Source organism: Halomonas sp. AOP13-D3-9 (genome assembly GCF_052379125.1).
Taxonomy (GTDB): domain Bacteria; phylum Pseudomonadota; class Gammaproteobacteria; order Pseudomonadales; family Halomonadaceae; genus Vreelandella.
This window is the reverse complement of sequence record NZ_JBQSYH010000003.1, coordinates 128,138-152,965: the sequence shown is the minus strand read 5'-3', so window position 1 is coordinate 152,965 and position 24,828 is coordinate 128,138. Positions and strand designations below refer to the sequence as shown.

24 protein-coding genes and 5 tRNA genes are annotated in these 24,828 nt (G+C 56.0%); 13 read left to right on the top strand and 16 right to left on the bottom strand.

Annotated features, from left to right (window positions below; translation table 11 throughout):
* Window positions 1–29 precede the first annotated feature (29 nt).
* Window positions 30–941: a tRNA 2-thiocytidine(32) synthetase TtcA gene (gene ttcA / locus ACT3UM_RS04475; RefSeq protein ID WP_035585432.1), complete on the top strand. Its 912-nt coding sequence runs from the start codon at window positions 30–32 to the stop codon at window positions 939–941.
* Here the strand turns inward: ttcA and fnr are convergent.
* From fnr to ccoN, 11 genes are all read right to left on the bottom strand, one after another.
* On the bottom strand, window positions 934–1,680 hold the full coding sequence (gene fnr, locus ACT3UM_RS04470) for a fumarate/nitrate reduction transcriptional regulator Fnr (RefSeq protein ID WP_035585430.1): 747 nt from the start codon (window positions 1,678–1,680) through the stop codon (window positions 934–936). The two genes, ttcA and fnr, sit on opposite strands and share 8 nt — an antisense overlap.
* An 82-nt stretch (window positions 1,681–1,762) precedes the next feature.
* Window positions 1,763–3,196 carry an oxygen-independent coproporphyrinogen III oxidase gene (gene hemN, locus ACT3UM_RS04465; protein ID WP_498896482.1) on the bottom strand — a complete coding sequence of 478 codons (1,434 nt, stop codon included), beginning with the start codon at window positions 3,194–3,196 and terminating at the stop codon, window positions 1,763–1,765.
* 78 nt (window positions 3,197–3,274) lie between these two features.
* Window positions 3,275–3,967 carry a sulfite exporter TauE/SafE family protein gene (locus ACT3UM_RS04460; RefSeq protein ID WP_144811502.1) on the bottom strand — a complete coding sequence of 231 codons (693 nt, stop codon included), beginning with the start codon at window positions 3,965–3,967 and terminating at the stop codon, window positions 3,275–3,277.
* Window positions 3,964–4,209: a cbb3-type cytochrome oxidase assembly protein CcoS gene (ccoS, locus tag ACT3UM_RS04455; protein ID WP_144811500.1), complete on the bottom strand. Its 246-nt coding sequence runs from the start codon at window positions 4,207–4,209 to the stop codon at window positions 3,964–3,966. Before ccoS ends, ACT3UM_RS04460 begins: the two co-directional genes overlap by 4 nt.
* Window positions 4,206–6,674 (bottom strand): heavy metal translocating P-type ATPase, encoded by a 2,469-nt coding sequence (locus tag ACT3UM_RS04450; RefSeq protein WP_498896479.1) that lies wholly within the window; start codon window positions 6,672–6,674, stop codon window positions 4,206–4,208. Before ACT3UM_RS04450 ends, ccoS begins: the two co-directional genes overlap by 4 nt.
* Window positions 6,671–7,222 (bottom strand): FixH family protein, encoded by a 552-nt coding sequence (locus tag ACT3UM_RS04445; protein WP_498896477.1) that lies wholly within the window; start codon window positions 7,220–7,222, stop codon window positions 6,671–6,673. Before ACT3UM_RS04445 ends, ACT3UM_RS04450 begins: the two co-directional genes overlap by 4 nt.
* A 6-nt stretch (window positions 7,223–7,228) precedes the next feature.
* Window positions 7,229–8,668 carry a cytochrome c oxidase accessory protein CcoG gene (ccoG, locus tag ACT3UM_RS04440; protein ID WP_498896475.1) on the bottom strand — a complete coding sequence of 480 codons (1,440 nt, stop codon included), beginning with the start codon at window positions 8,666–8,668 and terminating at the stop codon, window positions 7,229–7,231.
* Between the two features lie 257 nt (window positions 8,669–8,925).
* Window positions 8,926–9,855 carry a cytochrome-c oxidase, cbb3-type subunit III gene (ccoP, locus tag ACT3UM_RS04435; RefSeq protein WP_498896473.1) on the bottom strand — a complete coding sequence of 310 codons (930 nt, stop codon included), beginning with the start codon at window positions 9,853–9,855 and terminating at the stop codon, window positions 8,926–8,928.
* Window positions 9,852–10,076, bottom strand: coding sequence for a CcoQ/FixQ family Cbb3-type cytochrome c oxidase assembly chaperone (locus ACT3UM_RS04430; protein WP_035585415.1), 225 nt, complete (start codon window positions 10,074–10,076; stop codon window positions 9,852–9,854). The genes ccoP and ACT3UM_RS04430 overlap by 4 nt, the downstream gene beginning before the upstream one ends.
* Window positions 10,077–10,079: 3 nt before the next feature.
* Entirely contained in the window at window positions 10,080–10,688 is a 609-nt protein-coding gene (ccoO, locus tag ACT3UM_RS04425; protein ID WP_035585413.1) for a cytochrome-c oxidase, cbb3-type subunit II, read from the bottom strand.
* Window positions 10,689–10,707: 19 nt separating this feature from the next.
* Window positions 10,708–12,132 (bottom strand): cytochrome-c oxidase, cbb3-type subunit I, encoded by a 1,425-nt coding sequence (ccoN, locus tag ACT3UM_RS04420; RefSeq protein WP_498896471.1) that lies wholly within the window; start codon window positions 12,130–12,132, stop codon window positions 10,708–10,710.
* Window positions 12,133–12,296: 164 nt separating this feature from the next.
* Between ccoN and ACT3UM_RS04415 the strand changes: the two genes are divergently transcribed.
* The 6 genes from ACT3UM_RS04415 (at window position 12,297) to ACT3UM_RS04390 (ending at window position 13,864) form a co-directional block, all read left to right on the top strand.
* A complete protein-coding gene (locus ACT3UM_RS04415; protein ID WP_498896469.1) occupies window positions 12,297–13,073 on the top strand; it encodes an alpha/beta fold hydrolase in 777 nt (258 codons plus the stop codon).
* A gap of 149 nt (window positions 13,074–13,222) precedes the next feature.
* Window positions 13,223–13,298 (top strand) — tRNA-Val (locus ACT3UM_RS04410).
* A 70-nt stretch (window positions 13,299–13,368) separates the two neighbouring features.
* A tRNA-Asp gene (locus tag ACT3UM_RS04405) sits at window positions 13,369–13,445 on the top strand.
* Window positions 13,446–13,503: 58 nt separating this feature from the next.
* Window positions 13,504–13,580 (top strand) — tRNA-Asp (locus ACT3UM_RS04400).
* A 53-nt stretch (window positions 13,581–13,633) separates the two neighbouring features.
* Window positions 13,634–13,709: transfer RNA gene (locus ACT3UM_RS04395), tRNA-Val, on the top strand.
* Window positions 13,710–13,787: 78 nt separating this feature from the next.
* Window positions 13,788–13,864 (top strand) — tRNA-Asp (locus ACT3UM_RS04390).
* A gap of 119 nt (window positions 13,865–13,983) precedes the next feature.
* On the opposite strand, the gene ACT3UM_RS04385 is transcribed toward ACT3UM_RS04390, so the two are convergent.
* From ACT3UM_RS04385 to glcD, 4 genes are all read right to left on the bottom strand, one after another.
* Window positions 13,984–14,385 carry a heme-binding protein gene (locus ACT3UM_RS04385; RefSeq protein ID WP_498896467.1) on the bottom strand — a complete coding sequence of 134 codons (402 nt, stop codon included), beginning with the start codon at window positions 14,383–14,385 and terminating at the stop codon, window positions 13,984–13,986.
* Between the two features lie 94 nt (window positions 14,386–14,479).
* Window positions 14,480–15,712: a glycolate oxidase subunit GlcF gene (gene glcF / locus ACT3UM_RS04380; RefSeq protein WP_498896465.1), complete on the bottom strand. Its 1,233-nt coding sequence runs from the start codon at window positions 15,710–15,712 to the stop codon at window positions 14,480–14,482.
* Window positions 15,713–15,726: 14 nt separating this feature from the next.
* Window positions 15,727–16,827 (bottom strand): glycolate oxidase subunit GlcE, encoded by a 1,101-nt coding sequence (gene glcE, locus ACT3UM_RS04375; protein WP_498896463.1) that lies wholly within the window; start codon window positions 16,825–16,827, stop codon window positions 15,727–15,729.
* Window positions 16,828–16,879: 52 nt separating this feature from the next.
* On the bottom strand, window positions 16,880–18,379 hold the full coding sequence (glcD, locus tag ACT3UM_RS04370; protein ID WP_498896461.1) for a glycolate oxidase subunit GlcD: 1,500 nt from the start codon (window positions 18,377–18,379) through the stop codon (window positions 16,880–16,882).
* 216 nt (window positions 18,380–18,595) lie between these two features.
* On the opposite strand from glcD, the gene glcC reads away from it, so the two are divergent.
* Complete coding sequence (gene glcC / locus ACT3UM_RS04365; RefSeq protein WP_498896460.1) at window positions 18,596–19,375, top strand: transcriptional regulator GlcC; 780 nt, start codon at window positions 18,596–18,598, stop codon at window positions 19,373–19,375.
* Window positions 19,376–19,382: 7 nt separating this feature from the next.
* On the opposite strand, the gene ACT3UM_RS04360 is transcribed toward glcC, so the two are convergent.
* The gene (locus ACT3UM_RS04360; RefSeq protein WP_498896458.1) at window positions 19,383–20,066 is read right to left on the bottom strand and encodes a GntR family transcriptional regulator; all 684 of its coding nucleotides are present in this window, start codon (window positions 20,064–20,066) and stop codon (window positions 19,383–19,385) included.
* Window positions 20,067–20,273: 207 nt separating this feature from the next.
* Here ACT3UM_RS04360 and ACT3UM_RS04355 point away from each other — a divergent pair, with 207 nt between their 5' ends.
* The 5 genes from ACT3UM_RS04355 (at window position 20,274) to ACT3UM_RS04335 (ending at window position 24,814) form a co-directional block, all read left to right on the top strand.
* Window positions 20,274–20,735 (top strand): GlcG/HbpS family heme-binding protein, encoded by a 462-nt coding sequence (locus ACT3UM_RS04355; RefSeq protein WP_498896456.1) that lies wholly within the window; start codon window positions 20,274–20,276, stop codon window positions 20,733–20,735.
* A gap of 310 nt (window positions 20,736–21,045) precedes the next feature.
* Entirely contained in the window at window positions 21,046–22,023 is a 978-nt protein-coding gene (locus ACT3UM_RS04350) for a TRAP transporter substrate-binding protein (protein ID WP_498896454.1), read from the top strand.
* Window positions 22,024–22,089: 66 nt separating this feature from the next.
* Complete coding sequence (locus ACT3UM_RS04345; RefSeq protein ID WP_498896452.1) at window positions 22,090–22,650, top strand: TRAP transporter small permease; 561 nt, start codon at window positions 22,090–22,092, stop codon at window positions 22,648–22,650.
* Window positions 22,651–22,659: 9 nt separating this feature from the next.
* Window positions 22,660–23,943, top strand: a complete 1,284-nt coding sequence (locus tag ACT3UM_RS04340) for a TRAP transporter large permease (protein WP_240718793.1) — start codon at window positions 22,660–22,662, stop codon at window positions 23,941–23,943.
* 64 nt (window positions 23,944–24,007) lie between these two features.
* Window positions 24,008–24,814 (top strand): enoyl-CoA hydratase/isomerase family protein, encoded by an 807-nt coding sequence (locus ACT3UM_RS04335; RefSeq protein WP_498896449.1) that lies wholly within the window; start codon window positions 24,008–24,010, stop codon window positions 24,812–24,814.
* Window positions 24,815–24,828: the final 14 nt, after the last annotated feature.

Below are 24,828 nucleotides of genomic sequence, written 5' to 3'. Positions count from 1 at the left end.
CGCCTTTCACTATCGGCAGTGCTTATTTCATGCAATCCCTAGATTATTTCGACCCGCATTTTGACACGCCAGATGTTGCTCCTGCAGCCTCTCCAGACGCTGTGCAGGCTGATGCTAAGCAGAAGCGTGAATTTAACAAGCTGCAAAAGCGTCTGCGCCGAGAAGTGGGCAATGCGATTATTGATTACCAAATGATCAATGAAGGCGATCGCGTGATGGTGTGCCTCTCCGGCGGTAAGGACAGCTACACGATGCTGGAGATTTTGCGCAACTTGCAGCGCAACGCGCCAGTTAACTTTTCGTTGATAGCGGTCAATCTGGATCAGAAGCAGCCGGGCTTTCCTGAGCATGTGCTGCCTGCCTATCTGGACAAGCAGGGGGTGGAGTATCACATCGTAGAACGCGATACCTACTCGGTGGTGAAGGAGAAAACCCCTGAAGGCAAGACCACCTGCGCGCTCTGTTCACGGCTTCGCCGCGGCTCGCTGTATGGGTTTGCCGAAGAGATTGGGGCCAATAAAATTGCCCTGGGCCATCACCGGGAAGACATTCTTGAAACCCTGTTTCTGAATATGTTCTTCGGCGGCAACCTGAAAGCGATGCCGCCGAAGCTGCTATCCGATGATGGTAAGAATATCGTTATTCGGCCGTTGGCCTACTGCAAAGAAGCGGATATTGCGGAATTTTCGCGGCTGATGGCGTTCCCAATCATTCCCTGCAACCTGTGCGGCTCCCAGCCTAATATGCAGCGTCAGGTGGTCAAAGAGATGCTCGCCGAGTGGGATGAGAAGTTTCCTGGCCGTCTGGAAAGCATGTTTAAAGCGGTGACCAATATTGCGCCCTCCCAGTTGGCAGACCGCAGCCTGTTTGATTTTGAGGGCTTAGAGGCGAAGCAGGCGGAGCTGCTGGCGGGTCGCATCCAGGCCTTCAACGTCAGCTAACCGTTTGCTCTTCCTCTTCGGCGAGGGTAATCAAACGCGGCATATCGAGAATATTGACCTCTCGCCCAGAAACCGCCACCACGCTCTGCTGCTGAAAGCGGCTTAAAATGCGGCTGACGGTTTCCACCGCTAAGCCCAGGTAGTTGCCAATATCGGCCCTCGGCATTGAGAGGCGAAAGCTGTAGGGCGAGTAGCCTCGGCGACGAAAACGGTCCGAAAGGGTAATCAAAAAGGTGGCCAGCCGTTGATCGGCGGTTTTGCGCGAGAGTAGGCGCATCATGCGTCGGTCATCGCGCAACTCTTTGCTCATGCTCCGATACAGCTGGCCACGTAGCTCAGGGATCTCTTCTGAGAGCAAATCCAGGCGGTCAAAAGGAATCTCGCAAACGGTGGTGGTTTCCAGGGCGATAACGCTACCGGGGTAGTGCTCTTCATCAATGCCATCCAGCCCCACCAGTTCACTGGGCAGGTAGAAATTGGTCAACTGCTCACTGCCGTTACCTTCGGCGGTGACCTGTTTCAAACTCCCCGAACGCACCGCGTAAACGCTGGTAAAAGTGTCACCCTGGCGAAACAGCGGCTCGCCTTTTTTCAGCGGCGCACGGCGGCGAATAATCGCATCGAACTGCCCCATATCGTCCAACTCAAGGGCAAGCGGCAGGCACAGCGAGCTAAGGCTGCAGGTTTGGCAGCGCGCTTCGTGGAGTAGCGAGCGTCGGCTGCTCATAGGTTCCAACATGCGGTGCTCCTTGAGTGGGTCAGGATAAAATTAGCAAATTCTTACTTATTGTGGTGCCGTTAGCATGCCTGCAATAAGGTGATTAAACAATCTTAGAGTAGCGCTGCCCTATTTGCCCAGAAAGATGGGTATCGAACGCCATGGCTAAATGGCGCACCAGCAGTCGACCCATGGGCGTGGCGTTAAGTTGATCACCACTACGGGTCAGTAAGCCATCTTGCTCGGCGCTCTGTAAACGCTCCAGAGCGGGGGCAAAATAGCGGGGGGCATCAATGTTCCAGCGCTGGCTGACCGCAGCCAGATCAATGCCCATATCGCACATCAGCCGCTCAATCACATCCCGCCGGATTAGGTCGTCATCACTCAACCGCACGCCTCGCACAGTAGCGAGCTGACCCTGATCCAACGCCGCCTCGTAGCTTGCCAGATCGCTCGGGTTCTGCGCGTAGACGTCATCAATACGTGAAATCGCCGAAACGCCAAGCCCGATTAAATCGCACTGGGCATGGCTGGAGTAGCCTTGGAAGTTGCGCTGTAGCGAGCCGTCGCGCTGAGCAATGGCCAGGCTATCGTCAGGCCGGGCAAAGTGATCCATCCCGATATGTACGTAGCCAGCCGCGGTGAGCATTTCAATCGTGGTGCGCAGAATTGCCAGCTTCTCTTCACCGCCCGGCAAATCATCGACATTAATACGCCGCTGGGGAGCAAAGCGCTCGGGCATATGGGCGTAGTTAAATACTGAAAGACGCGCCGGATTGAGTTCAATCACCTGGCGGAGGGTATTCGCAAAGCTCTTTTCTGTCTGAAACGGTAAACCGTAAATAAGATCGAGATTGAGCGAGCGAAAGCCCAGGCGATGCGCCTCTTCCATCAGCGTTTCGGTGAGTACCCGCGGTTGAATGCGGTTAATGGCTTTCTGCACCAACGGGCTTAAATCCTGCACGCCCAGGCTAATGCGGTTAAAGCCTAACGACTGCAGGTGGCGCAGGGTAAATACATCCGCTTCCCGGGGGTCTATTTCAATCGCGTAGTCGCGATCGGCAGAGGACGAAAGGCCAAACCGGGCATCCAAACGATCAATCAGGTCGCCCATCTGATTCAAGCTAAGAAAGGTCGGCGTTCCGCCACCCCAGTGTAGCTGCTCCACCGGTCGTGATGTATCCAAGTGGCGTGCGGTCAGCACCATTTCACGGTCGAGCCGGGATAAGTAAGGCTCGGTCAGGGCGGTGTTCTTGGTGGCGATTTTATTGCATGCGCAGTAGAAGCAGATCTTGCGACAAAAAGGCACGTGAACATACAGCGACAGCGAACGCTGACTGGCATTGCTACGCTCTAGTGCCTGGGTCAGGTCACCGGGGGTGAATTGGTCGTGAAATGACAGCGCCGTGGGGTAAGACGTGTAGCGTGGTCCGCTGGTGTCGTAGCGGCGCAGCAGGGCTTCATCCCACACCGGCTGCACGGGCGCTGCCGCCACAGACGAGGTAAGAGGTGAAACCGCAGGGGCATGAACGGGCATGAAGGGGCGCTCCGACGTGAGGTAATGCCGCTAGCCTAACCCGTGACGAAAGCGTAAAGATTGAGCCATGTCATGCTATTAGAGGTTGTGTGCCGTAAGAGTCCAGAGCTGCCACAGCGCAAACGCGATAATCGTTAGTGCCGCCACGCTGCGCGTCGCCGGGTGGCGAATCAGGTGGCTTAGCTGGCGCGCAGCGAGGCCAGTGGCGAGCAGCGCCGGCAGGGTGCCTAGCCCAAATGCGCCCATTAGCAGCGCGCCCTGGAGCGGGTCGGCTATCGCCAGGCTCCAGGCCAGCATGGAGTAGACCAGCCCACAGGGTAGCCAGCCCCAAAGTGCGCCTAGCGCGAAGGCTTGAGGGATATACACCACCGGCATTAAGCGCCGCCCCACAGGCTCGATAAAGCGCCATAGACGGCGGCCAACCGCCTCCACTTTGAGCAGCCCTTTCCACCAGTTGGCGATATACAGTGCCATCAGGATCAGCATCAGCGCGGCAAACACCTGAAGCAGCATTCGTGCCGTGGCGGAAAGCGAAAATAGCGTGCCCAGCAGGGCAACCAGCGCGCCTGCGCTCATATAGCTAATAATACGGCCAGCATTGTAGCTGAGTAGCAGCCCCCCCATACGCGCTGGATGGCGCATGCTGGGGGGTACTGCAAAGGTGAGGGCGCTCATAATGCCGCCGCACATACCAATGCAGTGGGCACCGCCCATTAAGCCAAATACGAATGCCGCCAGCAGCGGCGGTAGATCAAGCCCTGTGGGATTCATGGCCGAGGCTCTTGGTCGTCGGGGGCGTTTTTATCTTTTGGTGCGGCGGTTTTTTGCTTGGCTGGTGGGCGCTGGCGGCGCTGTTCGGGGGGAAGATCGTTGTCGTCCTCATCAAACAAGATGCGGTGCGCCGGGCCTTCTAAATCGTCGAACTGATCATTTTTGACCGCCCAGAAGAAGGCCCAGACGGCGAGTCCGAGCAGAATCAGCGAAAGCGGAATAAGCAGGTACAGAATCGTCATGCGGTTACCGGTGTTGACGTGCCAAGCGTTGGTGCGGGCTGGGGGCGCCAGCGTGACAGCCGTAGGGCGTTACCCACCACCACTAGCGAGCTAAGCGACATACCAATCGCGGCTAGCCAGGGCGGCACCAGCCCCATCGCCGCCAGCGGCAGCGCCGAAACGTTGTAGCACACTGACCAAATCATGTTCTGGCGCATGATACGCCGCGTTGCGCGGGAAATCTCGATGGCCTCAAAAATCCGCATTAGACGTGGGCTGAGCAGCACCGCGTCGGCGCGGGTACGGGCGAGATCTGTCGCTCCATTCATGGCAATCGCCACATCAGCGCCAGCCAAGACTGGCACGTCGTTGATGCCGTCACCAATCATCACCACAGTTTCGCCAGCGGCTTGGAGTTGTTTCATCCGGGCCAGCTTGCCCTCTGGACTGGTGCCCGCGTGCCAGGTGGTAATATTGAGCTGGCTGGCCAGGCTTTCCACCGCATCTCGGGTGTCGCCAGAAAGCAGCTCTACGTTTAACCCCTGGGCCTGGAGGGCCGCGATCGTCGCCGCAGCGTCATCGCGAACGCCGTCATGCAGACCAAACCAGGCGCGGGGCATGCCGTTTTCGCTAAGCAGCAGCCATTGGCCCTTGGCGGGCGCCGCCATACCGCTAGCCACGGCGCCATCGACAGCAAATTCGTGCTTGCCCAACCGCCAGCGGGCACCGTTTAAGCTGCCTTCAAGCCCTTGCCCGGTGTAGCTGTGAATATCTTTGGCTTGCAGCGTCGCATCCCGGAACGGCCGAAAGGCGCGGGCAATGGGGTGCTCCGAATGGGCCTCAAGGGCGGCGGCAATTGCCCGGGCACGCTCGGCGGTTAATTCGCCGAGAGGCTGGGTTTGGGTAAGCTGCATCTCGCCGCGGGTCAGGGTGCCGGTTTTATCAAAAATCACCCGGGTAACGTTGGAGAGGGTTTCCATGGCATCGGCGCGGGTAATCAACACGCCGCGCTTACGTAGTTGGCCGTGACCTGCGGTCAGCGCCGCGGGAGTAGCCAGCGCCAGCGCGCAGGGGCAGGTTACCACCAGCACCGAGAGCAGCACCCATAGCATCCGCGAAGGATCGATAAACCACCAGGCAATCGTTACGCAAGCCGTCACTATTAGCAGGCGGAGTACAAACAGGTGGGCCATACGCGCCGCCATCTGCGCAAGCCGCGGGCGGCTGGCAAAGGCGCGGTCGGTAAGGTCGACAATGCCCGCTACCCGGGCATCGCGCCCGGCGTGAGTTACCCTGATCACCAATGGGTTTTCCATGTTTTGGCTACCGCCGGTAATGCGGTCGCCCACCCGGCGGGTGACCGGTAGGTATTCGCCGGTCAGCATCGATTCATCCAGGCTCGATTCGCCTTCCTCGATAATGCCATCGGCAGGGACGCCGTGGCCGGGCTTGATCAATACACGGTCGCCGGGGACGAGTTCGCTGGCGGGTAGAATGCGCTCGCTACCGTCGCTTGCCAGCCTCGTGGCCGAAATGGGTAACACGCCGCTTAGCGCATTGCCGCTATGGCCGCTGCGGCGTCGGGCGCGGCTTTCCACGTAGCGGGCAAAGAGTAAAAAGAAGGTGAACATGGCCACCGAGTCAAAATAGACCTCGCCGACGTTAAACAGCACCGCGTAGCTGCTGGCAAGGTAAGCCCCGCCAATCGCCAGCGATACGGGCACATCCATGCCCAGCACCCCGGTGCGTAGGTCACGCAGGGCGTTGCGGAAAAACGGCTGGGCGGAGAAAAACACCACCGGCGTCGCCAGTGCAAAAGAGAGCCAGTGAAACAGGGCATAGAAGTCGTCGCTGATTTCTCCAGGGCCGGAGACATAGATCGGGATCGAGAACATCATCACCTGCATCATGCCGACAGCGGCGATAATCAGCCGTCGTACGTTCATGCGCTCCTCATGCTGCATGCGCGCCTGGGCTTGATCGGGCTCGTAGGGCTGGGCGTCGTAGCCGATGGCGGCCAGTTCCGCCAGCAGTTGCGAGAGCTTCAGCTGTTGGGGATTCCAGCTTACCCGCAACCGGTGGTGGGTTAAATTCACCGCGCTGGAGGTGACCCCTTCCAGGGCATTCAGGCGGTGCTCGATCAGCCAGGCACAGGCGGCGCAGGTAATGCCTTCAATGGCGAGGGTCGCTTTGACGTTGCCCTCATCACCATCAGGATGGACAAACTGCGCCTGCAGGCCGGGGTCATCAAACACCGACCAGGTGTCCGCTTTGGCGGCTTGGCGCTCATCCGGGCGTTCGGGCAGTTCGGTCCGGTAGCGATAGTAGCTCTCTAGGCCACCGTCGACGATGGCATGGGCCACCGCCTCGCAGCCGGGGCAGCAAAGCGGGTGGGTAGCCTCATCCAGGCTAATCGACCAGGGTGACCCAGCGGGCACCGGGTTACCGCAGTGGTAGCAGGGGGTGGCAGGCGTTGCATCGCTCATTCGCTTGCTTTGCGTCCTCCCGGTAGTAGCGTGACGCTATTTTCATTGGGGAAGGTCGCCTCACCGGTGAGGCGCCAGTTGGCATCTTCTAACGCAGGCTGTATCTGCAGATACCAGCGGTAGCGCAGATTGTCCGGGCCCTGGGTGATATAGCGACCGTCGCGCACATGCTCGAGCACAAACGACTGATCGCGGTCATTTTCAGTGGGGAAGATAAGGTCAAGATAGAGCGCGTCGGGACGCGCATCGCCCGTTAAATCAACCACAATATCGCTGGTAAGCGGATCAAGGCGTAAATCTGCACTCAGGTTTAACTCACGGGCGCGATCTTGTTTGGCCAGCACCATGTTGATGGCTTTGCCGTGCTCGTAATAATCTTCTTGCACGACCATGCCGTCGAAGCTTGTTATCGATAAGATCGCATAGGTAATACTGAATATAATGGATGAAAGCAGTATGCCGATTAAAAACCACGGCCAAAACTGCTTATACCAAGGAGTTACTTTATCTCCAGGGGCTAGCTTATCGCCGGAGGGGAGGGATGACATAAGCTTCTATCTCCTAATATTGCCCAGAAAGCTGGTCTCGCGTTCAAGGCGAATATCCGCATCCTGCTGAGCCTGCAGCGTGAATACAATGGGGTGGCTGGGTTGCTGTAAGTCGTCGGGGTTGGCGGTTACGGTAACGGCTTCAAAGCGCGACTCCCCGGCGGGCACGCTGATCGACGTACTATCCAGGGTTAAGCTGGGCAAACCGGCAACGCTTAGCTGGTAGGTGTGGTCTTGATCATCCAGATTGCGCACCGTCAGGCTAAACACATTGCTAATTTGACCGTCGCGGGTCATTTGGTAGAGCTGGGTGCGCTCGCGCTCAGCGTCAAAATTAAGCGGCATGCGGTCGCTAATGGCCCAAGCAAAGGTGCCCACCATAAGCACCAGCGCAGCGAAGTAGCCTAGCAGGCGAGGGCGCATGATATGGCTCTTATTACCCTCAAGGGCATTTTCGGTGGTGTAGCGCACCAAGCCCCGCGGGTAGCCCATTTTATCCATCACGCTGTCGCAGGCATCGATACAGGCGGCGCAGGTGATGCACTCGTACTGCAGCCCATCACGGATATCGATACCGGTGGGGCAGACCTGCACGCAAAGATCACAGTCGATACAGTCGCCATAGCCTGCCTCGCGGGCTTCTAGGTGGCTAAGGTTTTTTTTGCGGTGCCCGCGGGGTTCGCCGCGTGATTCGTCGTAGGAGACGATCAGCGTGTCGCGGTCAAACATAACCGATTGAAAGCGCGCATAGGGGCACATGTAAATGCACACCTGCTCGCGCAGCCAACCTGCGTTCAGATAAGTAAACACTAGGAAAAAGCCAACCCAGAAGTAGGACCAGCCGTGGGCCTCTAAGGTGGGAAGTTCAGCCACTAAATCGCGAACCGGCGTGAAGTAACCCACAAAGGTGACGCCGGTGGCGAGGGCAATCAGCAGCCAGGCAGTGTGCTTGGCCCCTTTACGCCAGGCTTTATCCGCGCTCATCGGTTGATTATCGAGCTTAATGCGTCGATTGCGCGAGCCTTCTATGCGGTGTTCAAGCCAGATAAACAGAAACGTCCAAACGCTTTGTGGGCAGGTATAGCCGCACCAAACCCGTCCCGCAAACACGGTAATAAAAAACAGCCCAAAGGCGCAGATGATCAGCAACCACGAAAGGAGGATGAACTCCTGTGGGTAAAACGTGGCGCTAAAGATATGGAATTCTCGACTTGGCAGGTCGAATAGAATTAACGGCCGACCGTCGATATTAATCCAGGGTAAGAGGAAAAATGCCAGCATTAACGCCCAGTTGGCACTGCGTCGTAGCTTCTGGAAAACGCCCTTGATTTCGCGCACATAAATGTGGCGTCGTTTGGCGTACATTTCCTGGCTAACCGTTTCACTTGAGGGGCTGTGATGTCCCACCGGGTTCGGTGTGACGTCTTGGCTTGGTATCTTTTCCATGGTGGTATTCCCGGCTCAAAAGGCAGGAGAGGTAGCACCCAGTGCTCATTGAAGCTAGGTGCTTGGTTAAACCATTTGCCTAGTTCAACCTGATGCGTCGTTAAATCTGATGCTTAGTCGGTCTGGGTGTTGCATTACTATTGTATCGGGTTGCGCAAAATCGTATTGGGTTGGGTATAAAGAAAGGGTGCGGTTTGGGGCCGCACCCTTGCTGGGCTAACGTGGCTGACATTGATTACTCTCTGTCAGCGATCCAATTAGTCCGCTAAGCGCAGGCTGTACACATAGGCGGCGACCAGGTGAACACGCTCTTCACCAATATAGGCCGCTTGTGCAGGCATATGACCGTTACGGCCATTGCGCAGCGTCTGACGTATTGAGTCGCCTACCTCTTGGCCTGGTGCCAGGTAGAGCCAGGTATTATCGGTCAAGTTAGGCGCGCCAAGTGCCGTGTTGCCGGTACCGCTGGGGCCGTGACAGGCAGCACACACCGCCATAAAGGTACTTTCGCCCTGTTCAGCCTGCGCCGCGTCATGCTCTTCATTAGACAGCGAAAGAACGTACTGCGTCAGGTTCTCGATATTGTTCTGACCTAACTGCTGCCAGGAGGGCATTAGGCCATTTCGGCCATTGTTCAGGGTGGTCAAAATATTGTCTGGCTCACCGCCGTACAGCCAATCATCGTCGGTCAGGTTAGGGAAACCATAACCGCCCTGGGCGTTTGAGCCGTGGCACACCGCACAGTTGTTTTGGTAGATACGCTCGGCGACCTGCATCGCCTCGGGATCTTCGGCAAGCTCAGGAATGGGGACTTCCTGATACTGGGCAAAAATCGGCGTAAAGCGCTCTTCGGCCTGAGCGACTTCCTCTTCCCATTGGCTCTCCTGCGACCAGCCTAGTATCCCCGCGTAGTTGCCCAGGCCGGGGTAAAGCACCAAATAGCCGAGTGCAAAAACCACCGTCAGGACGAACAGTTGGAACCACCACTTCGGCAGCGGGTTGTCATACTCTTCGATGCCATCGGCGGCGTGGCCAGTGGTTTCTACGTTACCTTCTGCATCAGGCGTTTTATCGGTACGGCGGTTGGCCAGCAGTATCCATACACTCAGCGCTATCGTGCCCAGCGTAATGATAATGATCCAGGCGCTCCAAAAGCCGGATAGGGAGTCACCCCATAAATTATTCATAACTTCTTATCTCCCCTGTCGTCGCGGGAATGCGCTTCGCTGTCGCGTTCACGCGAAGCGTGCTTGTCACTGGTCGGTAGCTCATCGTCGTCGGCAAAGGGCAAATTAGCCGCTTCGTCGAAATCTGGCTTGCGTCGCTTGGAGTAAGCCCAGAGGGCAATGCCGATAAACGCGAAAATCAAGATCAGCGTGATGAGACCGCGAAAAGTTCCCGTATCCATAACTTAACGAGTGCCCTCGAGCACGGTTCCGAGCTGCTGGAGGTAGGCGACCAGGGCGGTTATTTCCTGGGTGCCGCGAACGTCTGCAGTAGCGTTGGCGATATCTTCGTCGGTATACGGCACGCCCAGTTGACGCAGCGTACGCATCTTTTGGGGAGTGGCATCACCATCGAGGGTGTTTTCAAACAGCCAGGGGTAAGCGGGCATGATCGACTCGGGCACTACATCCCGGGGATTGTAGAGGTGAGCACGGTGCCAGTCGTCGCTATAGCGCCCGCCGACACGCGCCAGGTCTGGCCCGGTACGCTTGGAACCCCATAGGAAGTTGTGCTCGTAAACCTGCTCACCTGCCACGTTGTAGTGGCCGTAGCGCTCGGTCTCCGCGCGAAATGGGCGCACCATTTGCGAGTGGCAGCCCACGCAGCCTTCGCGGCGATAGATGTCTCGGCCTTCCAGCTCTAGCGCCGACAGTGGCTCCAGGCCTTCAACCGGCTCGGTGGTCTGCTTCTGGAAAAACAGCGGAACCACCTCAGCCAAACCGCCGAAACTGATCACGACAAGGATCAACACGGCAAGCAGGCCAACGTTCTTTTCGACAATCTCGTGTTTCATTGGTCTCAACTTCCCCGGTTTAAGCAGCTTGTGGCGCTGAATGGCTGATGGCCTCACGACGCTTAACGGTCATGTACACATTGAATGCCATGATCAGCATGCCGGTGACCCAGAAGAGGCCGCCGATTAAGCGAACAAAGTAGCCCGGCGCGCTGGCTTCCACGGCTTCAACAAAGGTGTACATCAAGGTGCCGTCAGGGTTAATCGCCCGCCACATCAAGCCTTGTAGAATGCCGTTCACCCACATGGAGGCGATGTACAGCACGGTGCCGATCGTGGCCAGCCAGAAGTGCACGGCAATCAGGTTGATGGAGTGCATTTCAGTGCGACCAAAGACGCGCGGGATCAGGTGATACATCGAGCCGATGGTGATCATCGCAACCCAACCCAGTGCACCGGAGTGTACGTGGCCGATCGTCCAGTCAGTGTAGTGGGAAAGCGCGTTGACGGTCTTAATCGCCATCATCGGGCCTTCAAAAGTGGACATGCCGTAGAAGGACAGAGCCACCACCAAGAAGCGCAGCGTGGGATCCGTGCGCAGCTTATGCCAGGCCCCCGATAGGGTCATCATACCGTTGATCATGCCGCCCCAGGAGGGCGCCAGTAGAATGATCGACATGATCATACCCAGCGACTGTGCCCAGTTCGGCAGCGCGGTGTAGTGCAGGTGGTGAGGGCCTGCCCACATGTAGATTATGATCAATGCCCAGAAATGGACGATAGAGAGACGGTAGGAGTAGATCGGACGCTCAGCCTGCTTGGGTACGAAGTAGTACATCATGCCCAGAAAGCCGGCGGTCAGGAAGAAGCCTACCGCGTTGTGGCCGTACCACCACTGCACCATGGCATCTACCGCACCGGCGTAGATCGAGGTGGAGTACATGGGGGTAACCGGGATGGCCGCGTTGTTGACGATGTGCAGCACCGCAACGGTCAAAATAAAAGCCGCAAAGAACCAGTTCGCCACATAAATATGCGACGTAGTGCGTTTTTTGATCGTCATTAGGAACACGATGGCGTAGCTGATCCAAACGACCGCGATCAGAATATTGATCGGCCACTCCAGTTCAGCGTACTCCTTGGTCGTGGTGTAGCCCATGGGCAGCGACACGACCGCAGAGATAATGACCGCTTGCCAGCCCCAGAACGTAAAGGCCGCTAACTTGTCAGAAAAAAGCCGTGTCTGACAGGTACGCTGAACCACGTAATACGAAGTAGCAAACAGCGCCGAGCCGCCAAAGGCGAAAATAACGGCGTTAGTGTGCAACGGACGCAGGCGTCCAAAGCTTGTCCAAGGTAGGCCAAGGTTCAGTTGCGGCCAAACCAGTTGCGAGGCGAGGATGACACCCACTGTCATTCCCACGATGCCCCACACAACGGTCATAATCGCGAACTGCCGAACTATCTTGTAGTTATAGGTCGGGTGTTCAAATGCTGTGCTCATGTCATGTTCCCATCGAACGCGGTTAGGGGGTAACCCGTGGCATTTTGCACGGGTGCGGCCACCCGCTTGATGATGCAGGTCAAGATCCGTCCAAGATTCTATCGCAGCCGGGGCATAACCTGAACATGCCAATTAGTTAAAGAGTGAATTATCAGGAGTGATAGGTGTCACATTATGCTTTGTCTGGATATATCGAGGTGTCTGCTGCGAGGTTAAAAGCTGCGCTTGAGCACCAGCCCAATGGGGCTTTTTTGGTGCAGGGCATGGGGCCGTTGGCTGTCCACGGTCATGCCAGGATAGGCCGCTTGCTGTTTGCCCATGGCGCAGGGGCGGGTCAGCAGTCTTCCTTCATGCGTCAATTTGTCACCTCGCTGGCTGATCGGGGCATTCAGGTTTTATGTGTTGATTTCCCCTACATGCAACAAATGCAGGAAACCGGCAAACGCCGACCACCGCCTCCCATTGCTCAGACTCTTGCTCAGTTTGCCCAGTGGTACGGGCTATTGGATTGTCTGTTTGATGGGCCGCTGTGGGTTGGGGGTAAATCCATGGGCGGGCGCGTGGCGACCTTATTTGCCAGTGAAAAGTTTGCTAGAAAACAGCTAGCCAGCGAACAGTCATGCCCGAGCGGGGTGCCTGGCGTGATAGTCGCTGGTTATCCGTTTCATCCCACCCAAGCGCCGGATAAGCTGCGCCTGGATCACTGGCCTTCGATTGCCTGCCCTATGCTGATTTTACAAGGCGAGCGTGATCCTTTCGGTACTTGGGAAGAGGTGACCGGCTATGCGTTGCCGCCCAACGCGCAGCTCGCTTGGCTAAAAGATGGTGACCACGATTTTAAGCCGCGGCGCTCTTCTGGACTAAATCAAACGGTTTTGATTGACGAAGCTACCCAGATTGCGGCATCCTTCGTCCGCGCTCAAACGCCAGATGCAGAGTGAAGAGCTTCGTCGCTTGGATTAAAGCAATACGCTGGTTTAAATCGCTGATTTTAAAAGTCGTTTTTAAAACCAGTTTTAAACACAGTTTTTAAACCAAGTAGGTTGACTTCCCTCAAGTATTCGGTAGAATGCAGCGCCACGTGACCAGCGGGTGGTTAGCTCAGTTGGGAGAGCACCAGCCTTACAAGCTGGGGGTCACTGGTTCGAACCCAGTACCACCCACCATATTTAGTAATCACTAAAATGGTTTGGAAACGTGAAGTAAAAAGTAAGATTAAGTTTTGATGTGCATAACGGACCGGTAGTTCAGTCGGTTAGAATGCCGGCCTGTCACGCCGGAGGTCGCGAGTTCGAGTCTCGTCCGGTCCGCCAACATCAAAACAGTATCTTCTTTATGAGCAAGTAGCATTAAAGTACGTTATCGCTATTCGGACCGGTAGTTCAGTCGGTTAGAATGCCGGCCTGTCACGCCGGAGGTCGCGAGTTCGAGTCTCGTCCGGTCCGCCACGATAACTGCTAAGCAAGGTTGGTAAGTGCCTGTAGGGACTTATTGACAGATTGGGTGGTTAGCTCAGTTGGGAGAGCACCAGCCTTACAAGCTGGGGGTCACTGGTTCGAACCCAGTACCACCCACCATCGCCTACCATTTAAAGCGCCTCTGAACCGCTAAAAATGCTATGCATACGATGGTTGTAGTAGTAATGCCCTTAACGTGGACCGGTAGTTCAGTCGGTTAGAATGCCGGCCTGTCACGCCGGAGGTCGCGAGTTCGAGTCTCGTCCGGTCCGCCATTAAGCGCTTAGATTGAAAATGTAACATCGGCATCAGCCGAACGAATTCCAAAAAAGCCCGGATCAATGATCCGGGCTTTTTTATTGCGTGCAGCCCGGAGGCTGCACGCTAGCTAGCATTAGCCGATAGCGCTAACACCCGCCTTGGCAACTTGTACGTCCTGGTCGGGTTTAACGCCAGAAATGCCCACAGCACCCACCACATGGCCATCCACTGTGATCGGCACACCACCTGAAAGTAGACCCTGCAGCGGCGCAGAAAGAAACGCTGTACGGCCGCCGTTAATCATCTCTTCAAATACCTGGGTCTCTTTACGACCTAACGCTGCGCTGCGTGCTTTTTGGGTCGCCACTTCAGCACTGAAAGGGGCGGCGCCATCTAAGCGGCGCAGGCCCAGCAGGTGGCCGCCATCGTCGGTTACTGCGATGGTCACGGGCCAGCTATTGCTATCAGCTTCTCTCTGCGCTGCATCCAGTACGTTAATGACATCGGCTTGGGCAAGAATGGCTTTTGTTTGCATGCTTAAATCCTATTAATGGTAGGGAGTGAAGTTGCCGCGCCCAACAATAGCAGCGCGACCAGGGTTAATGAATGCCAAGAGCTAGTGCTTAACGTTAAGTGATCGCCGCATCGACGATTTCTACCCAGTGGCGCACCGGCGTGCGGTTGGCGCCAGCCAAGTGGGTCTGACAGCCGATATTGGCAGTGACAATCATCTCTGGATTACCCGCCTCCAGGGCGTTGAGCTTATTGTCGCGCAGCTGGGTGGCCAGTTCCGGCTGAGTAATCGAATAAGTGCCCGCAGAGCCACAACACAGGTGAGCATCCTGCACCGGCGTTAATGAAAAGCCGAGCTTGGTGAGTACGCCTTCCACCGCGCCATTAAGCTTTTGAGCGTGTTGCAGCGTACAAGGGCAGTGAAACGCCAGCCGCTTCGACTCCTTAACGTTCAGCGCCTCTAAAGGCTCATCGCGCAGGATTTCGACGATATCTTTAGCCAAGGTGCTGACCTTTTGCGCTTTAACGGCGTATTCAGGGTCGTCCTTGAGCATATAGCCATACTCTTTCACAAAGGCGCCGCAGCCGCTGGCGGTTTGTACGATGGCTTCGGTGCCTTGTTCTATATAGGGCCACCAGGCGTCTATGTTGGCGCGCATTCGTGCACGTCCATCGTCCTGGGCATTGAGGTGGAAATCAATGGCGCCACAGCAGCCTGCTTCCGAAACCGGCGTTACGCTAATGCCGAGGCGGTCAAGAATTCGCGCGGTAGCCGCGTTGGTATTGGGTGACAGCCCCGGCTGCACGCAGCCTTCCAGCATTAATACCTGCCGGGTATGGCGGTGTACATCAGGGCGCACGCCTGCATCCACCGCTTCTGCGGGCATTTTACTGCGCAGCTTGCCAGGCACCAGCGGCTTAAAGGTTTGCCCCAGCTTCAGCAGTGCCTGGAAACGTTTAGGCTCGACCATCATTTTGCGTAGCGCGTAGCGTTGGGCCCGCTCGCCTGCCGGGCGGGGGACACGACGCTCAATTTCGGCGCGGCCAATGTTGAGCAGCTTGTGATACTCCACGCCAGAAGGGCAGGTGGTTTCACAGTTTAGGCAGGTCAGGCAGCGGTCAAGGTGCAGGCGAGTCTCGTCGGTGACCTGATCATCATCGTCTTGGCTCTCCAGCAGCTCTTTCATCAAATAGATGCGCCCTCGGGGGCCATCACGCTCATCGCCTAACAACTGGTACGTTGGGCAGGTGGCGTTACAGAAGCCGCAGTGGACGCAGGTACGCAATATGCGCTCTGCTTCCTGAATGTGCGGCTTCTGACGGTCAGCATCGGTAAAGTGCGTCTGCATGTCAGCTCTCCTGATTAAAACGCCGCATAAAGACGACCGGGATTAAAAATGCCATGGGCATCCAGCTCCGCCTTTAAATTACGATGATATTTTTCCACTACCGTGTTGAGCGGTGTGAAAGGGTCGGCGGCGCCTCCCTGGGCGTGCGGCGTGTAGCAGGTGGCATGGCCGCCTGCTGCGGCACAGGCAGCGCGCAGGGTGCTGGCATCCAGCGATGTTTTTACCCAGCGCTGACAGCCCGCCCAGTCGTAAAAAATATCCGCTTCGGGAATATCCAGCGCCAGCGGCGACGTATGCGGAGGCAGCGATAACCGCCACAGCGCTTGGCCGTCGCTGAGCTGGAAGAAATCGTGGGTATGGTCGCGTAGCGAGGTCCAGAAGTGGTCATCAAGCGGCTCGCCGCCGAGACTTGACTGAGTGGCGCTAACAGAGCTTTTGCCTCCTTCCAAGCGCAGAAAAAGCTCACCGTTATGCCAGGCTGCCGCCGTGATTGGCAGCGGCTGACGGCCCAGCTCGGAAAGTTTTTTAAGCGCATCAGTAAGGCTGAGAGGTAGGCGTAAGCTGTACGTGGCCGTGGGAATAGGCAGCACTTTAAACGAGATATCGGTCAGCACGCCGAGCGTACCCTGAGCACCCGACATCAAGCGCGAGAGATCGTAACCGGCGACATTTTTCATCACTTCGCCGCCAAAGCGTAACAGCTTGCCCTCTTGGGTGATGACCCGCGTGCCGAGCACAAAGTCACGCGCAGCGCCTGCCCAGGGGCGGCGTGGGCCGGAAAGGCCAGTGGCCACGGCGCCACCAATGGTCGAGGCTTCGCCAAACACGGGCGGCTCAAACGCCAGCATCTGGTGTTTCTCGGCCAGCGCTGCTTGAAGGGCGCTTAGCCGTGTGCCAGCGCGCACGGTGACCACCAGTTCCACCGGGTCGTAGCTGACAATGCCACTATGTTCGGCCATCGTGAGCGCTTGGCCATCCACCGTTCGTCCATAAAAGGCGCGGGTATCTCCGCCTACAATGCGTAGCGGAGTGCGTGTCTCATACGCGCTGCGCACCTGATCACACAAGGTGTCAGCGATATCGCGGTCGGCGGCATGCATCGCTAGTTCGGTCATGGTCTATCCCAGTATTTATTTTGCCTAGTGAGTATGTTGACTAGGTTCATTATTAAAAACGTGGCAGTTCCGGATGCGGTAGCTCGTTGTTATGCACATGCATGGCACCGAATTCCGCGCAGCGAGCCAGGGTTGGAATGTTCTTGCCTGGGTTGAGTAGGCGCTTTGGATCAAAAGCGGCTTTCAACGCATGAAAAACGCTGATCTCATCCGGTTGGAACTGGCTGCACATTTGGTTGATCTTTTCGCGCCCCACGCCGTGCTCACCGGTAATTGAGCCGCCCGCCGCCACGCAGAGTTCCAGAATCTTTCCGCCTACCTCTTCGGCAAGGGCTAGTTCGCCCTCTTTGTTGGCATCAAACAGAATCAATGGGTGCATGTTGCCGTCACCGGCGTGAAACACGTTGGCTACCAGTAGGCCGCTCTCTTGGGAAAGTGCAGCAATACCTTTAAGTACGCGTGGAAGTTCGCGGCGGGGAATGGTGCCATCCATGCAGTAGTAGTCCGGCGACATACGACCCACGGCGGGGAAGGCGTTCTTTCGCCCGGCCCAGAACTTGGCGCGCTCGGCTTCATCCCGCGCTTGTTGGATATTGGTGGCCCCGGCGGCCTCCAGTACGCGGCGAACGGTGTCGCAATCGTCGTCCACATCGGCTTCCACGCCATCCAGCTCACAGAGCAGAATCGCTTCGGCATCCAGCGGATAACCTGCTTTGACAAAGTCCTCGGCGGCTTTGATGGCCAGTTTATCCATCATCTCCAGGCCGCCGGGGATAATGCCTGCGGCAATAATATCGCCCACCGCGCGGCCGGCTTTTTCGACGTCGTCGAAGCTGGCCATCAATACTTTCGCGGTTTCCGGCTTGGGCAGTAGTTTGACGGTGATCTCCGTGACCACACCAAGCATGCCTTCCGAGCCGTTCATTAGCGCCAGCAGGTCAAAGCCCGGTGCGTCGAGAGACTCAGCGCCCAGCGTCATGTGCTCACCCTCAATGGTGAGTACGTCCACGCGCATGACGTTATGTACTGTCAGGCCATATTTTAAACAGTGCACGCCACCGGCATTTTCAGCCACGTTACCGCCGATGGAACAGGCAATTTGTGATGAAGGGTCCGGCGCATAATAGAGGCCGTAAGGCGCAGCGGCTTCAGAAATCGCCAGATTGCGAACACCTGGCTGAACCCGCGCCAGGCGGGCATCAGGGTCGACTTTTAGAATTTGGTTAAAGCGTGACATGACTAGCAGCACGCCTTGCTCCAAGGGTAGCGCGCCGCCGGAGAGGCCGGTGCCCGCACCACGGGTCACCACCGGTACGCCTAAGGCATGGCAGCGCTGGAGTAACCCTTTCACCTGCTCCAGCGTTTCCGGCAGTGCCACCAGCATGGGCAATACGCGATAGGCCGCCAGCCCATCGCACTCGAAGGGGCGCAGGTCTTCCTCACGGTGCAGCAGCGTCATATCGGGGACGGCTTGCTGAAGATCGTTTAAGACTTCGCTTTTCTCTCGCCGGACCAGCTCACCGTCCAGGCGCTCATCAAAGAGGATATTCATAACGACATCCCATGCTTATTATCATTAAAGGCAAACGGCGACATTCTTTATGCCAGATCGCGCGCAGTGTGCCCGCGTAACATGGCCTCAATTTGGGCTTTTTTTGTGCATCTGTCTAGGCCGTGGTGCATTGGTCTGACCAGTAATTAGTCGACATGGATGCCTTCTGCGGCCAGTAGTGGCAAGCTGGTCAAATCGTCCATCAGGAGAGCCAGCATGCCAGTGGAGAATCAAGCCTTGTCACCCGGGCTGCGAATGCCGGATCAGGTGGCTACCCGGCTTGAGCGTCTAATTCTTGATGGTGTTTTTCGCCCCGGTCAGCTGCTGCCTTCTGAACGGCGCCTCTGCGACCGGCTGGGCGTATCCCGTGCTTCGCTGCGGGAAGGGTTACGGATTCTGCGCAGTAAGGGCATTATCGATACCCGCCAGGGCCATGGTTCGACGGTGGCCACGCTGCTGCCCGTAGGCAATCAAAGCGCATTGATGCACCTGTTTAAAGACCATCCGCGCACGCTGTTTGATCTATTAGAGGTGCGCGCCCTGCTCGAAGGGGAGTCGGCGCAGTTGGCGGCAAGTCGAGGTACCTCCGCTGACAAAGTGATGATCACCCGGCGCTATCGTGAAATGGCTGATTACGCCGAAAGTGCGGAAGCCATTGACGTCGAGCGGCTCGCACGCCTCGACCACGCTTTTCATCTGGCGGTTTCTCAGGCGTCGCACAACCCGGTGTTGGTTCACACGCTACAGAGCCTGACCGATCTGCTGCTTAGCTCGGTCTTCGCCTCGGTCAAACACCTTTACCACTTGCCAGCCCCCCGAGCGATGATCAATCAGCAGCATGCACAGTTGCATGATGCGGTCGTCAGCGGCGACGCGGAGCAGGCAAAAAAGGTAGCGCTTGAACACCTCTCCAGCATTAGCCAACTGCTGCGCGATTTAGAAGAGGAACACCAGCGGCTCGAACGTTCATCCATGCGTCTTGAGGAGTGGCAGTAGCGAATTTTTAGCTATTGGCTACACTTTTATCGTCTTCCGTGTCAATCACGCCCGCCAAGGTGGCCACTTCAATCTTGTTGCATAGGTGGTCACGTAAAATTTGGCCGAGCAGTTGGCTGTCCCGTTTTTCAAGCGCGGCCATCATGTTTTCATGGTCTTTTACCGCTTGGCTCCAGTAGCGCTCGGTCATCTTCTTGGAGTAACGCACGCGCTTGATGCGCTGGCTGAGGTTGCTATACATCTCTTGCAGCACATCGTTATTGGACGCCGCCAAAATGCTTTCGTGAATCTGCCGGTTCACCTGGAAGTAGGGCATTAAATCGCGATTACGGTAGTGTTCCAGCATCGTGTCGTGCAGCTGACGAATGGCGGCAATTTCAGCGTCGCTGATGTGCTCACAGGCGAGTTCCCCCGACAGTCCCTCTAGTGCGGCCATCAGGTCATAGGTGTCTTTAACGTTCTTTAAGGTCAGCCGTACCACCCGCGCGCCGCGATTGGGTAGCAGCTCAATCAGGCCTTCAGTGGCGAGTACTTTCAACGCCTCCCGCAATGGTGTACGCGATACGCCGAAGCGCTCGCACAGCTGCTTTTCGGAGATACGTTCGCCGGGTAAAAGCTCGCCGTGCTCAATCAGGTCGCCAATTCTATCGGCCACTTCCCGATACAAATTGCGTTGCAATATCTTTGTCATTCGTCAGTTCCTTGTCAGTGGCTCGCTCGCCTTACAGTCAAGCTACCCAGACCACCTGGATCGTTTTGAGCACGATACCATTTCTGAAATACCAGCTTTGTATAGTGGCTATTGTTTATATGATCTGCAAAAGTAATTATGAATTCAATATTCCTTTGGTGGCATTTTGCCCATCAATGCCTACTAACAACGACAAAGGTAAACCCCATGGCTGGACAAGTATTTCATTGCAGCGTGCAGCTCACCAGAGAACAGAGCAGAAAGATAATCGATGGTGCCATAGCGTTGGCACGTAAGGCAGATTTGACGCCGTTGACTATCGTGGTGCTGGATGGCGGCGGCAACCTGGTTGCTGCGGAGCGCGAGGATGGCTGCGCGCCGCTGCGTTTTCCGGTAGCTAAGGGGAAGGCGTATGCCGCATTGGGCGTTGGTGTTGCCAGTGGCGTGCTAGGTGAACGCAATGCCGAACGCACCGGGTTTGTTGCTAGCGTTTCGGCGGCTTCCCAGGGGCATTTTGTGGCTGTAGCAGGGGGCGTGCCCATTCTAGATCAGCAAAACTGTGTAATCGGCGCGGTGGGAGTTAGCGGCGCGTCATCGGATGAGGATCAGCAAGCGGCGATAGCCGGTATTGAACTGGCCGGCCTGCGCTGGGGACTTGCACCGAGCTAGGTGTTAGCAGGAAGGCGTTAATGGAAGCGGGCAGCGACTTAACCAAGGCGCTACCCGCTTTTTTTCATGACTACTTTTTATTAGCCCTTTTAAAATCAATCGGTTGCAACAAGATTTTTGTGTCGAGACGAAAGTTTAATACCTAATTTTGAATTTTGAATTCAAATTGAAGTGGAGGATGTTGCAAGAGTAGCGCTAGACCAACAATAAGTAGATCTACTCAAGCGACGCCTTTTGCAGGTGCCATCGGATGCCAGAGCCACGATGGTGACATTGCTAACAACAACAAATGCTTCACCTGGAGTTCACAATGAAATTGCTCAAAACAGCACTCGTTACGGCCGTTGTGTCGTTTGGCTTACAGGCCGCCGCCGCCAACGCCCAGACGGAAATTCGCCTGGGTCATGTCGGTGGTCCTGGATCACTGTTTGAAATTTCTGCGAATCACTTTGCCGAACTCGCCAACGAACGTTTGGAAGGCGTGGCGGAAGTAAGCGTTTTTGGCAATAGCCAACTGGGTGGTGACGAATCGATGATGCGCCGCCTGCGGTTAGGGTCGTTAGACCTCTCGCTGCCCTCGACAGTGATGAGTTCTGAATCCGCTGAGTTTGCGCTGTTCGAAATGCCTTACTTGATACAAGACCGCGAACATATGAAGCGCGTGCGCGAGGAAATCGTCCGTGGCCCTTTGTATGACGCTGCAGAAGCCCGTGGTTTTAAAATTATTGGCGTGTGGGAAAACGGCTTTCGCCAGATTACTAACAACGAGCGGCCAATCGTTACGCCAGAAGATCTAAGTGGTATCAAGTTGCGCGTACCCGGCGGCACATGGCGTATCGATATGTTCCGTAGCTACGGCGCGGCACCTTCGCCAATGTCGCTGTCGGAGGTGTTCGTTGCGCTGCAAACAGGGGCAATGGATGGCCAGGAAAATCCCCTTATTCAAACCTACTCCTCACGTTTTCACGAGGTACAAGACTACCTCTCGATTTCCAACCACGTTTATACCCCCGCTTATTTAACGGCGGGTGCTAGCTGGAGCCGCCTACCTGAAGAGGTGCAGCAAGTCCTCGAAGAGGTGGCGGTCGAAATGGAAGACTTTGTTTTAGACGAAGGTCAACGACTAGACGATGAGACTCTCGTAAAAATGCGCGATGAAGGCATGGAAGTGAATGAAGTCGACTTCGATGCTTTTGTTGAAGCCTCTGAAACCATCTATAACAAATTTGCCGATGAAGTGGATGGTGGACAGGACATGATTGACGCCGTGACTGCTCTTCGCGAGTAAGTAAAGCGCCAATCACCTAGAGGTGTGCCGCGAATGCGCGGGGCGCCTCGCTTTTCGGAGGTCTCAATGAGTACTTTTACAAAGTTCAAGAACGCGTATTTTTCGTTTCTTGAAGGCATCGTGGTCTTTCTGGTAATTGCGCTTGCGGCTGTAGTCACCCTGGGCTTTGTGACCCGTTACCTGGGCTCGCCGCTAAGCTGGTATGACGAGCTCGCCGCTGCGTTGTTGGCTTGGGTGACCTACTACGGCACTGCCTTAGCCGCCGCCAAAGGCGCGCACATCACTTGCCCTAGTGTGTTGAACATGTGTCCACCCTCTATTCGTGTGCCTGTCGCGTTGTTAGCTGAAGCCATCACTATCGGGTTCTTCGTGTTTTTGGGCCTCGCCAGCTTCCAAGTCATGTTGATTCTCGAAGGCGTGGGTATGGTTAGCCTTCCTGGTGTGTCAATGCAACTGGTTCATTCAGCGATTCCCGTTGCCGCCGTGCTGTTCACCATTGCTGAACTGCTGCGGCTGCCTGACGTAATTAAAAGCGCTAAGGGCAGGGGCTTTATTGATCATGAGCTTGAAGAAGCCGGTATCGACGCGGAAGAAGTCGCCTCCGTCAGCACACATCAGCGAGGGTAAGTAGATACCATGGTCATACTGTACATATTTATAGCGCTGATTCTGTTGATCCTGATTAACGTACCGGTCGCCGTTGCCTTGGCACTGGTGGGTACCGTCGCCACCTTTATGACATACGGCAACATGGCAATGCCCACGGTGGGCATGACGATGTTTGAGGGTGCGACCAACTTTCCGCTCATCGCAATACCGCTGTTTATTTTAGCCGGTGCCATTATGAACGCCTCGAGTATTTCGCGGCGCTTGATCGACCTAGCCATGGCAATGGTGGGGTTCATCAAGGGTGGCTTGGCGATGGTGACCATCGGTGCTTCGGTTTTCTTCGCAGAAATTTCCGGGTCGGCAGTGGCGGGGGTATCGGCGATCGGCAGTATTCTGATTCCTGCCATGCGCAAGAAGGGCTACTCAAAAGAGTTTGCTGCTTCTATATCTTCATCCGCTGCGAGCTTAGCGATTATCTTGCCGCCCTCTATCCCAATGATTCTTTACGCGGTGATGTCGGGTGAGTCAGTGGTACAGATGTTTGTGGCCGGTATTTTGCCAGGCTTACTGGGTGCGATGGGCTTAGCCGCTATGTGCTACTACTTGGCGCGCAAACACAACTTCCCTTCTGAGGGGCGCTTCCGGGTTTCGCAGCTTTGGATAGCCTTTAAAGAGGCGATCTGGGCGTTGCTGATTCCTGTCATCATCCTGGGCGGTATTTTTGGTGGTTTCGTTACCGCGACTGAAGGCGCGGCGCTGGCGGTATGTGTGGCTATCTTTATCAGTGCGGTGGTTTATCGCGAATTCACGATGAGAAACTTCATTGACTCGTGCAAGAGCGCGGGTGTGCAAACAGCCGTGGTTATGTTGCTAGTGGCCGCGTCAGCAGTGGTAGGTGGCTACCTTACCGAAACCCGCGTGCCGCAAGAAATTGCGATGCAGATCAGTGAACTGACTAATAATAAATATCTCATCTTGGCACTTCTCAATGTCATCTTCTTGATATTAGGTATTTTTCTTCACTCTGCCGCCGCGATTATCCTAGTAGTGCCGATCGTTCTGCCGCTGGTGTTGGAAGTCGGTATCGATCCGCTTCACTTTGGTTTGATTGTGACGCTGAACTTGGCGATCGGTCAGCAAACACCACCGGTGGCCAGCGTGCTCATTGCGTCTTGTTCAATCGCCAAATCAGATGTCTGGGCAACGTCTAAAACCAACCTTTGGTTTATCGCCGTCCTGTTCGCCGTGTTGATGATTAATACCTACATTCCGGCGTTTGCGCTGGCGTTGGTTAACTTCATCTACGGCTAAGCACGTATATGCGCTGGTTGCCGGGTGTTATTAGCCTGGCACCAAGCCCAAACAGGAGACGAAAATGAGCCATCTTGACGAATCACAGCCTGCCCAGAGCGTCACGTTTTCCGTTCGCAATGGCGTGGCCTGGATTGGTTTTAACCGGCCCCAGAGCCGTAATGCGATGACCTGGGAGATGTACGACGCCCTGGAAAAGCACTGCGATCAGTTGGCCGAGGATGACACTGTGTATGCCGTAGTGCTGCACGGCGTTGGCGGTGAAGCCTTTGTCGCCGGTACCGACATCAGCCAATTTTCAGGCTTTAGTAAGCCAGAAGACGCGATTGGCTACGAACGACGCATTGACCGCGTAGTAGGCAAGTTGGAAACCTTTCCCAAGCCAACCCTGGCGCTGATTGAAGGTGCTTGTGTCGGTGGCGGGGCCGCACTGGCGCTGGTGTGCGACTTCCGCTACGCCACCCCAACGATGAAGTTTGGCGTGCCGATTGCTAAAACGCTGGGTAATACGCTTTCGATTAATAACGTTTCACGCATGATCGACATGCTTGGCGTTGCCCGCACCAAAGAAGCGCTAATGATGGCGCGCCTGTTCGGCGCGGACGAAGCTCAAGCGACAGGTTTGGTCAATCAGTTGTTTGACGCTGATGCGATTTACGAAGAAGTGGCCACGCTGGCGGAAGCCTTTGCCAAGCGCGCGCCATTGACGCTTCAGGCCAGTAAGGCACTGATTGGCAGAGCGATAGAGCAACGCCGTCTTCCCGCCGATGCCAGCGACGATTGGGTAACCACCTGCTATATGAGCCGAGATTTCGCCGCGGCGGTGGATAAATTCGTCAATAAAACGCCCTTTGAGTGGTCTGGCCACTAACGTTGGACAGCGTT